This window comes from Pseudomonas sp. MWU13-2862, from assembly GCF_023242495.1.
Classification (GTDB): domain Bacteria; phylum Pseudomonadota; class Gammaproteobacteria; order Pseudomonadales; family Pseudomonadaceae; genus Aquipseudomonas; species Aquipseudomonas gingeri_D.
Genome location: NZ_JALMEZ010000004.1, coordinates 459,095 through 470,391 on the forward strand (window position 1 = coordinate 459,095; position 11,297 = coordinate 470,391).

The window sequence follows — 11,297 nt, forward strand, 5'->3', positions numbered from 1 at the left end:
CCCGTTTGAGGTGGGTGAAATCATGGGTTGCAGTCTGCGGTGCGTTGAAACCGGCCGACAGGGCCAAGATCGCGCAAGCCGTTTGGGACATGAGCGCTACTGAATCGGGCCAGCCATGGGGTTAAACTGCGTCCGTTCTGCATGACCACGGAAACCCCATGCCCATTGCCAAAGCCGCCACTGAACCGGGGTTGCCCAAATACCTGGTGGTCTATCGACGCATTCGTAGCGCTATCGATGAAGGTCAATTGCGGCCCGGTGATCGCGTGCCTTCGGTGCGCGGCCTGGCGGCAGAACTCAATCTGGCGCGGGGCACCGTCGAGGCGGCTTATGAGCTGCTGATCAGCGAGGGTTACCTGACGGCGCGTGGTCAGGCCGGGACGGTCATTGCCCTCGATCTGCCGGTGAAGGTGGCTCCGAGCCCATCAGCGGAAAGTGCCGCGCCGACGGAACAGGATCAGCCGCTGCTCCTGCAAATGGGACTTCCAGCACTGGATGCCTTCCCGCGAAAACTCTGGAGCCGACTGATCACCCAGCGTGCCCGGCAAACCGATATCGCTGGTTTGGGCTTCAGCGATCCGCGGGGCTACGCGCCGCTGCGCTCGGCCGTTGCCACGTATCTGGGGTTGTATCGAGGCGTGCAGTGCACGCCGGACCAGGTGTTTATCTGCACCGGTTACAACGCCGTGCTCGAACTGGTTTGCGAAAGCCTGGAGATGGCGGGCCAGGGTTGCTGGTTTGAGGAACCTGGTTATGTGCATGCGCGGCAGATACTGCTCAATCGCGGCGTGCAGCTGGTGCCGGTGCCGGTGGATGCCGACGGTCTGCGGGTGGAGCACGGTATCCGCCTGAATCCGACGGCGCGACTGGCAGTGGTCACCCCGGCCCATCAGAGCCCGTTGGGCGTGGCGTTGAGTCCGGAGCGGCGCAAGGCGCTGCTGGATTGGGCGCAGGTGCAGTCGAGCTGGGTACTGGAAGACGACTATGACAGCGAGTTTCGCTATCGAGGCCGCCCGCTTCCCGCGCTGAAGAGCCAGGATGTGCATGATCGCGTGTTGTACGCAGGGACCTTCAGCAAGATGCTGTTTCCAGGGTTGCGGCTGGCGTATCTGGTGGTTCCGAGGGAACAGGTCGGGCGTTTTGAACAGGTCGCCCGGCTGTGGCGCAATCGCTGCCCGGAACTGTTGCAGGCGACGGTCAGCGACTTTCTGAGTCAGGGTCACTTCACCCGGCACCTGAAGAAGATGCGCCAGTTGTACAGCATGCGTCGGGCATTGCTGGTCAAGGCGTTGGAAGAGGTGGGCAGCGGGATATTGAAGGTCGACCCGCAGGCTGGGGGCATTAATCTACTGGTGCGGGTGTTGATTGATGTGCCGGATGTCCGCATAGCCAAGCAGGCGCGGGCGGCGGGATTATCGATTGAGCCATTGTCGCGCTGGCAGGTGGTGGCCGGGCAGGAAGGCGGGTTGTTGATGACCTTTACCAACGTCGCGTCGGCCGAGCAGGCGGCTGAAATAGCGGACCGGTTGCTGATGGCGATCGAGGCGGCGCGGTCGGCGGATCAGGACAAAGCCCAGGGTTGCCGGCATGGGCGGATCACAAGAACGCCACCTTCGCAAAAATAGTCAGATATCAGGGGTTTACAGAACCTCGCCAATCGCTATAATCGTCGCCCTAACACGCCGGTATAGCTCAGTTGGTAGAGCAACTGACTTGTAATCAGTAGGTCCCGGGTTCGACTCCTGGTGCCGGCACCATACAAGGTTCCAGAGAAGGCTTTCAAAATCTCTGGAACCCCCGAAAAACCCGCCTTCTGGCGGGTTTTTTCGTTTTGGCGTTCCGTCGGATTCCGCCAAAATCTTATGGATACCAGCCGTTTTAAGGATAAAGATAGGGGTAAGGTCATTCGATAAAGGGAGGAGTACCCTTATGTCGCGCACCACTGCCCCGCTCTCTGATTCGGCTTGCCGTTCAGCCAAGCCCACCGAACGCGCCTACAAGCTTTTCGACGGCGACGGCCTCTACCTTTTAGTCCAGCCCAATGGCCGCAAAGGCTGGCGTTTCAGGTATGTAAAACCTGATGGTCGTGAAGGACTGACCTCGTTTGGCAACTACCCCGTGGTCGGCCTCGCCGATGCGCGCAAGAAGCGGCTGGAGGTCAAGCGGATGCTGGTGGAAGGCATCGACCCCATCGAGTCCAAACATCAAGCCAAGACGCAAGCCACCATCCGAGGCCGAACCTTTGAGGACGCAGCCTTGGACTGGCACAAAGCGATGTCTGCCAAATGGGCTCCGGGCCATGCCAAGACGGTCCTGAGCCGCCTCAAAACCCATGTTTTTCCTCTAATCGGTGATCGCGCTATTGTCGACCTAGACACTCACGACTTGATGCAACCTCTGGAAGCAATCCAGAAGCGTGGCACGATTGACGTCGCGTTAAGGGTACAAAACTACCTGCAAAGCATCATGCGCGAGGCGAAACGTGCTCGACAGATCGCGGCAAACCCTGCCTCCGACCTTGAAGGTTTGATCAAAGCACCGAGGGTAGTTCACCGCCCAGCTTTACCCTTATCGCGCCTGCCTGAATTGCAGGAGCGCATCGACACCTACAAAGGACGAACGCTGACTCGGCTAACAGTCATGCTCTCGCTACATGTGTTTGTCCGCTCCAGCGAACTGCGCTTCGCCCGCTGGAATGAGTTCGACCTCAAGCGCGGCACCTGGGAGATACCTGATACTCGACCCGCGCTGGACGGAGTACCCTTTTCAACAAGAGGTACGAAGATGGCCGGAGACATCCACCTTGTACCCTTATCGCCGCAAGCCGTAACCCTGCTGGAACAGATCCGCACCCTCACCGGCGAATTCGCCCTGGTATTTGCAGGCGATGCCAAACCGTCGAAACCGATGTCTGAAAACACGGTGAACAGCGCGCTTCGAAATATGGGTTACGACACAAAAACCGAAATCTGTGGCCATGGCTTCCGCTCGATGGCCTGCAGCGCACTGATCGAGTCAGGATTGTGGTCGGAGACCGCCATTGAACGGCAGATGAGCCACAAAGAGCGCAACAACGTCCGCGCGGCTTACATTCACAAGGCTGAATTCATTGAGGAGCGCAGATTGATCATGAACTGGTGGAGTCGGTACCTTGAGACGAATCGACAGGAGCATGTAACACCCCACGAATTCGCGAACCAGACCGGACCGAACGTCACTCGCTTAAAAGCAAAACGTGGCGCAACTGAGTAACCGCTCGGTCTTTATATCTCAGTGATCCGCTTGTCCACGCGGGTCCATCCAAACAGGGCTGCAAAGCCGCCCTGTTTGGATGGACCTCACTTAAAAAATCTAAAGCCCACGCAACTGGCTGTGGAAAACCACGGATTTCCACCGGTGGATAATTTCATCCACAGCCGCAGAACTCTCGAAAATTCGAGCCTTGACCCGAATTATCCACAGGCGTAGAAAAGATCGGGCAAAGCGCTGTCGTTGACAGCAACCCTAGGTAGCCAGAACCTTTGAGGCTACGCCACACCGTGGTGGTTCTCCCAAAGTGCGATTAGCGTCCGGCGGCTCGCACGGTCACAGCAATGTGATGGATGCCTACTTTTAGCAACGTGCCCACGGCGGCAACTCATCCCTTTCATAGCTGCCCTGCAGCAACCTATCCGCTTGGCCATTTCCTTGCGCCAACCTGCGCCCGTCTCTTTCTCCCGGAAAGAGACGGGCGCTCCTACCGCTGCTGCAGCCCAGCTCGTACAAGGCTTTGCGGCATTCCCCCTCGTGACAATCGGCGTGACAAACACCGAAGTCACCCGCAACAGCGATGCAGATGATGGTGCCGCAGCCCAAGGAATGGACTGCACCTGACTGACAGCCAGGCATGCCCCGGTCATCGCATCACTGCCTTCACCCGACTCAGGATCTCGCGGCGCCGGTCTCGTCAGCCAGTGCAGCCTCCACCCGCCCACTTCTTCGGAAGTGCTCAGGAGGTCAGATCATGAGATGCCCAAGCTCCCGGTCGTAAAGAGCCGCCAGTCCCGCGTTAGTGGACAACCCTCACAGGTCGCAGGGGCCTTGATCCCTGATAACACTCAACATCCTTGGCGGGGTGACGTGGGGAAAGTCTCAAAGGTTTGGCTTCGAGAGGAGTTTGATCATGGCACTGATAGGTAGACGGGACGGGCGGAATTTTGGCTATGGTCGTCAACTGAGCTATGCCGGGCCGCAAGCGCTGAAGGACATGTTCGGCGGCGGGCACTATGGGACCGTTAAAGCGCACAGTGATCGCTGGCAGGCGTTTGTTCGATGGTGTCGTTCGGAGGATGGGCCAGGGTTCAACGATGCGCGAAAAATTGTTCGGCAGACCTTGCTGGACTACGCCAGGTATCTGCGGCGGCAAGTCGAACAAGGAGCTATCGGCATCGCGACCGCGCAAAATCGATTGTCCAGCGTGAATCGAACCATGGCCGCGCTTCGCGGTGATCAGTCCGTGAAAGTACCGAGCCCAAGCAAGGCATTGGGAATGCAGCGGGCGAGTGTTCGTCGCTCAGTGCCGCAAGGCCAAGACCGCGAATACGTTAAGCGGATCGTTGACGAGCTTTGCGAACATCAGCAGCCGCGCGCTGCCGCCATCGTTCAGTTAGCGCGAGCCACCGGCATGCGTTTGCGTGAGGCGATTTTGGCCGACCTTCCTCGACTGCAACGGGAAGCCGAGCAACTCGGGAGGATCAACATCCAGGACGGCACAAAAGGTGGGCGCAGCGGAGCAACAGCAGCTCGCTGGATCGTGGTGGATGACCATGTACGCGAAACACTCAGATATGCCGAGCAGGTCTTACCGCATGGCAGCCACAACCTACTGGTACCGAACGAGAGCTACCTCGATTTCCAGCAACGCGTCGTACGCCCCGCCCGAGACGTCCTCCATACGCACAACCTCAAAGGCTTCCACGAACTGCGCGCAGCCTATGCGTGCGAACGCTATGAGCAAATCACCCTCTATCCCGCGCCCATCAATAATGATGGGCGGTGCGACCAGTTTGACCGGCCCCTTGATCGGCAGGCCCGAGACCAACTCAGCTATGAACTTGGGCACGGCCGTATCGACGTGGTATCGGCTTACATCGGTGGTCGAGCATGAGTAAGCCATTCGATATGGAGCTGTTCTTGGTGGGCGTTCTGACCGGATCGCACTCCACCCGCATGCGTCACCTTCGTCAGGCGAAGGCCATTCAAGCGGCGATACATTATCGCTGGCACCTAGACAATCCATGGACCTGGCAGCGAAAACATATCGATTGGTTTCTAAATCAGCACCTGAACCAGCGCACTGAATCCACGCGCTATTACTATCTGCTGACCGTGCATTTGCTCACTATTCGCTTAGGTAAGCCATGGCATTTCAAGGTCAGCATCTATAGGGGACCTCGGGAGAGACGCTGACCAACGTTTTCACCCGATTTGATCATTGCACGCAAAAAGGGCGACAGGCCTAGATCGGCCAGGGGTGGAAAGCCGGCATGGTCCACTTTGCTCCCCGGTGAGGATGGTCGGTAACGGCATCCGCTGTTGCTAGCCAGCCACCTGCCCTAGAAAGGCGGGGAGTTCTCATGCTTGGCCTTCCGTGGATAAAGCTCGGCAGCCCTGCGGAATGCCCGGTGACAACATCCATGTTAACGGTCAATCTATGCGCCAGATAACGGCTCATTTCCCCAGACCGCTTTTGGCAACCAATGAACTACAACGATATGTGGCATCGGACGCGATAATTCATCAGCCGGTGCTACGCACGACAAAAGGTCACCCCCCAACTCTAGAGCGTTGTGGACGTATTCGGATATCGCGTGGCGCGTTGGCTAATCGTGCTGGGAAAAATAAGGTGCGGCACAGCCTGGCTGCTGAATAGTTCAGGGGGCAGTCGTAGTCAAACAGGACAAGCAAATGAGCAAAGCAGGTATTCAGTCCAATCGAGGCGATGGTTACCAAACGCTGGTTGCCTTTGACTGGGCTTTAAGCGTTCTTTCGGAGCCTGGTTACCAGTGGCTTGAAGTAGATTCAGTAAGCGGGTCAGTGGACGATGTGGTGATCGGCAAAGTAGATGGCACCAAAATTTACTGCCAATGCAAAAAAAACCAGACGCTGCATAAGGCCTGGTCTACTGCCGACCTCGCCGACGAATTGCGCAAGGCAATCAGCTTGTTGACCAGCGATCCGACAGCGGAAATTCGCTTCTATTCGCGCAGCGCGTTTGGTGATCTCTCAAGACTGCGGGAATACAGCACCAACTATGCCGATGAAGCAACCTACCAAACCAATCTGGGCAAGGCGCTCCAAGAGTCAGATACCGAACTAGGAAGTCTGCTTGTCGAACAGGCGTCAAATCTTTCAACCTACCAGTTCCTACAACGCACGACGTTTGAAATCAGTCCAGAACTGGATCGCATGGAGGCATTTCTGCGCGAGCGTTTGTGGCGGTTGGTAAGCAACGGTTCAGCGGCTTACAACACCCTATGGACACGCCTTGACTACCTCGGAATGCGCGTTAGCGGCCACGGCGAAAGTAGTGCTACGCAACATCGACTGACAAAGGACAACCTGAAAGTCTTGCTGGACAACGCAGGCTCGCTGCTGACCCCTCCCATGGACATGGTAAAGGTTCGTACTTCATTCAAAAGCACTTCTGCCATTGGCCGGTCATGGCGCAGAGATATTGGCAGTGAAAGCGTTTCGAATCCATCCGTCAACGAACTCATCGAAGCCATTGAAGCCAAACATGGCTCTATCTTGCTCACCGGTTTGCCGGGATCTGGCAAGACCTGCGTAATGCTGGCAGTGCAAGAAGCACTGGAACAACTCGCCCAAACCCGCACTGACCTACTGCCGCTGTTCATTCAATCGCGCGAGTTCGCCGACATCGTCACTGCGCAAGACCGTCAAGCCCTAGGCCTGCCTGAACATTGGGTAGAAGGAGCGGCACGCATGGCGGAAGATGCGCACGTGGTCGTAATGATCGACTCGTTAGATGTACTTTCCATTGCCCGTGAACACAGCGTACTTACGTACTTCCTTGCCCAAATTGATCGTCTGCTGCTGGTTCCCAACATTACCGTTGTCACTGCCTGTCGCGACTTTGACTGTCATTACGATCGGCGTATTGCCCAGCGCAGTTGGGGTAAAAAAATCACCTGCCAGCCATTGGAATGGGATACCGAGATAGCGCCGCTGCTCGTAAAACTCAGCATTGACGCATCGGCCACCGATACGACCACGCGCGAATTGATTTGTAATCCACGTGAATTGGCCTTGTTTGTTGAATTAGCGCAGCAAGGAGGTAGCTTCAATGTAGTGACCAGCCAAGCGCTGGCACAGCGCTACCTTGCCACGATCGTGCAGGCCAATAGCGCACTGGGCGATGCCGCCATGCAAGCCATCGAAGCCATCGCGGCTGAAATGCTAAAGTTGCGCAGTCTTGCGGTGCCACGTCAGCGATTCACCGCCTCACAAGATATTCAACGTGCACTTCTCAGTAATAAGGTGCTGCATGAGACGCAGGATGGGCAACTGACATTCGGGCACCAGACGCTGCTCGACGTATTGGTGATCAGCGGCGCGGTACGCCAAGCTGTTACTTTGAACGCATTCATACAACGTTTACCGCCCGTGCCTTTTGTGCGCCCCAGCATTCGCAGCTTTGTCACGCAGCTGACAACCGGAGATCGACGCGAATTCCGAAAACAGCTGCGTACTGTTTTGACAGGCAACAATGCCTTCCATATTCGCCGTCTTGTGGCGGAAACCTTTACAGAACAACCCCCACACGATGACGACTGGCTTCTAATACGCGACCTGCGCAACCAGCATCGTGATGTCTTTCAGGTGATCTACACCCAGGCGGCTCGGGTGGAATGGCATCACTTCTGGATGAAGCATCTAGTCCCGTTTTTGAAAGATACCCGCGATGTTGACGGGTTAACGATGCATGTGCACCGAGTATCTCAATGGAAAAATGACGATGCCGTAGGGGTGTTCGCATTTTGGACCGAGGTACTGGCACTGGATGGGGTGGATAATACCCAGCTGACAAATTCTATTGCACATGCGATCACGCAAGTCCATGCAGACCATTCGGCGATGCTTGTGCCTTTGCTTGTCGAATTGCTTAAGTTACCGAGGCAAGAACACAGCTTTCTCGGGCATGCACTCGCGCGCTGCGTAAAAGATGGCGGTATGGATGATACGGTTCTGTGGCGTTATGTCGCTGGCGAAGTCACCGACGAAGATGTGCTTGCCTATAGCTTTGACAAAAAGCTGCACTGTCAACCGCATGAGTTTGGGACAAGCAATAAAAGTTTTCTCGCAGATCGAATGCGAAAGTCCACGGCATTGCTTGACCTGGCTATAGCATCGATTGAGCGATGGAGCCAAATCAAGAACTCACGCTATGGCGAGGCTCCGAAAAATTTTTGGAGCGGCTTCCTACACCAAACGTCATACAACGACGCACACACCCAGACCGACCACCGGCACCTTGATAGTGAACGCATACTGCTGGATGCCGTTGAAACCGCCATCGTGCATCACGCAAACACGCAATCGAATTGGTGGAAAAGCAACAGCGAACGTCTGTGCTTCAGCACAGAAGGCGCATTGCGCTATTTCGCCATCCTCGCGTGCATGGCAGCACCAACCGCTAACCTGGATGTGATTGGCCGCATGCTTTGCAACAAAAAGCTGCTCGAATCCGCTTTGTCGTATGAACTCGGCACGCTTATACAGACCACTTTTCTGCACCTTGATGCGGCTACGCAAGACGCAATACATTCGACCGTTTTAACCCTTCGCCTGGAAACTGCAACTGACCCGAAGCACCATGCATGGGCGCTACGAGATCAAGCGCAACTAATTCTTACCATCCCCTGCCATCTGCGTTCAGCCGACGCACAGGCTGTATTGGATGAGTGCGAAAAAGAAATATGGCCTCTGATTCGCCAGCCGGACATTCACATGCGTGGAGGAATGGTTAGCGCACCGTTTTCTTTCGAGGTGTTTCTTGGTGCAAGCGATGACTCCGTGCTGGGCCTGCTGAATCACTACAAAGCGCATGCCAGTAGCCCTTTTGATGACTTTCTGATGGGGGGAGAGAGAGAGGTTGGCTCACAATTACGTGAGGCGGCTTCGCGCCACCCCACCCGCTTTATGAGTCTTTTATCAGCCAACTGGGAGCGGATCTCGGACCGCTTTCGAGACGACCTCATGGAGGGCATTGCGACCTACCTGGCTCACCGCTACGGCAACTTGCAGGTAAATGGCACTTGGTCACCCAAAGATGAGCCCAATGCGGCAGCGTTGGTGCAGCAAATCCTGAATGAGCTGGAAGCGCATCCGAGTCATTGGCACCACAACCGCGTCGCATCTAAAGCAATAGAGAGCTGTGCGCACGTAGTTGAACTACCACAGGACGCTACGCGGCTAGTGTCTTTGGCTGCGGATTTTTCGACACTACAGGAGGAGAGCTCCATCTCAGGGGATTCCGTTGATTTGGTCACAGCTGGCATCAATATGGCCAAAGGGAACGCAGCGGAAGCCTTGATGATCGTGGCCAATCAACTTGAAAAGAACGGCGTACCGTGGCCCCAATTGCTACCGAATGCGCTGCGCCTATTTGCCGCAGACCCGCACCCCGCTATTCGCGCCCTATTGCTGCGGCGTATGCCCTATTTACAAAGCCATCACCCTGAACTTGGCTGGGAGCTGTTTGGCCTTACCATGCAGGAGAAATCCCCCGGACTTTGGCCAATAGCCGAATCTAGCCTGTATTACGCTTACTACCAAAAATTCGAAATTGTCGCTTTGTGGCTAGCACGTCTTTATCGCGAAGGCAGCAACAAGGATTTTGAGACTTGGGGGCGTATATCCGCACTGGCAGCTCTTTCGAAACGATTGGAGTTTTCTTCCCTTCTCGTAGAAATCAACGCAGGGGAAACCGTCGAAGCGTGGTGTGGTGCGGCGAGCGTTTGGACTCACAGCGACAACATTCAGCAGCACCGGGAACAGTGTCTTGCCGGTCTTGAGGCCGGCTTGGATGCAGAGAATCATTATGCTCTTGCCGTTGCCCGCAAATTCCGCAACCTCTTCCAGGAGACAACGCCGCTGGTTGCTGTACCCATTGAGCTAATTCGGCGCTGCTTGTTCTTGCTAGGAACAGAAGCTGATTCTGCACGAAACGACATCTATGGCTTCGATGCATGGCTGAACGCTATGTCACTTCGCGATCCAATGTATGCATTAGAAGCGACCGAGATTTACCTTGATTTTGTTCGACAGACAAAACCCTATCTATACGACCATGAGAACAACCTCACACAACTGCTAACCCGCCTTTTCGCGCAGGCTGAAGAACAGGAGGAGTCAGACGGTGGTGCCATGCTGCAGCGAGTGGTAGCGACGCAGGATTCGCTGCTGACTCTGGGTGTCGACGGCATGAATGACTGGCTTAAAGCCGCGGAGCGTCCATGACCATAAATAGCGAAACAGGTGCTTTACGAAGGCATCGCCATAAAACTCATGGGATTCATGCGCAGCACCAACCACAACAATCCAACGACTCCAAAGGGTGATAAAAGCAGCGATCACAGCGATACGGCTGTAACCCTCCGGAGAACGGCCTGCGGCACGCCAACGATTTGGGTGCCAAGTAGCCATCTGCATCCTGATGTGCCTGTTTTTATAGCTATCAACAAGCGAGCGCACGTCTTGAGGTAGTTTTAGAGGTAGAAAAACGCAGTCTCAAAGATAATAACGACCGTCATCAATAAGTTATTGATTGGTTCGACTCCTGGTGCCGCACCATATTAAAAAGCCTCGCAGCGATGCGAGGCTTTTTTTTGCCTGACGAAATGTCCTGCCAGCTTGGCTTTCGGGGGGCACGCCTCCCAAGGCGACGAGTGCCGCTGATGCGGAGCCAAACAGGTAGTTGAATAAGCTATACTCTCGGGCACCCATCCGTGGAGAGCAGACGTGGAAAAGCTGAGTTTTCAAGCCAAAAAAGCCTACTTCGCCAAACACCGTAAATCCAACTTCGCGGCCAGCTTGCGCCTCGAGGGGTTTACGACCTCCCCGAATGACGATCACAAGCTTCCCACTCGCGAAGCTGCGCTCATGGCCGTTCGGCAAATCAAAGCTTGAGTAACGACAAATACGGGGTCGATCAGGACCCCTACTGTTACCCGGGAACAGGCATCCTCAAAAATCTACTTGATTTGCATGAAGAGGACGACCTCAACGAGGCCGAA

At 55.5% G+C, this 11,297-nt stretch carries 6 protein-coding genes, 1 tRNA gene and 1 pseudogene; all 8 read left to right on the forward strand.

Going from position 1 to position 11,297, the window contains the following annotated elements; translation table 11 throughout:
• The first annotated feature begins 158 nt into the window (after window positions 1–158).
• Entirely contained in the window at window positions 159–1,625 is a 1,467-nt protein-coding gene (locus M5C56_RS10245) for a PLP-dependent aminotransferase family protein (protein WP_103498247.1), read from the forward strand.
• 56 nt (window positions 1,626–1,681) lie between these two features.
• Window positions 1,682–1,757, forward strand: a tRNA-Thr gene (locus tag M5C56_RS10250).
• Between the two features lie 172 nt (window positions 1,758–1,929).
• Entirely contained in the window at window positions 1,930–3,252 is a 1,323-nt protein-coding gene (locus M5C56_RS10255) for an integrase arm-type DNA-binding domain-containing protein (RefSeq protein ID WP_103498248.1), read from the forward strand.
• Window positions 3,253–4,162: 910 nt separating this feature from the next.
• Window positions 4,163–5,146, forward strand: a complete 984-nt coding sequence (locus M5C56_RS10260) for an integrase domain-containing protein (RefSeq protein WP_103498249.1) — start codon at window positions 4,163–4,165, stop codon at window positions 5,144–5,146.
• Window positions 5,143–5,448 carry a hypothetical protein gene (locus M5C56_RS10265; RefSeq protein ID WP_047544167.1) on the forward strand — a complete coding sequence of 102 codons (306 nt, stop codon included), beginning with the start codon at window positions 5,143–5,145 and terminating at the stop codon, window positions 5,446–5,448. Before M5C56_RS10260 ends, M5C56_RS10265 begins: the two co-directional genes overlap by 4 nt.
• A 498-nt stretch (window positions 5,449–5,946) precedes the next feature.
• Window positions 5,947–10,521, forward strand: a complete 4,575-nt coding sequence (locus tag M5C56_RS10270) for an ATP-binding protein (RefSeq protein ID WP_103498250.1) — start codon at window positions 5,947–5,949, stop codon at window positions 10,519–10,521.
• Between the two features lie 501 nt (window positions 10,522–11,022).
• Window positions 11,023–11,190, forward strand: coding sequence for a YhfG family protein (locus M5C56_RS10275; protein WP_090234743.1), 168 nt, complete (start codon window positions 11,023–11,025; stop codon window positions 11,188–11,190).
• Window positions 11,187–11,297 (forward strand): annotated as a pseudogene (locus M5C56_RS10280) (cell filamentation protein Fic); the annotation flags it as partial. The gene M5C56_RS10275 and the pseudogene M5C56_RS10280, both read left to right, overlap by 4 nt.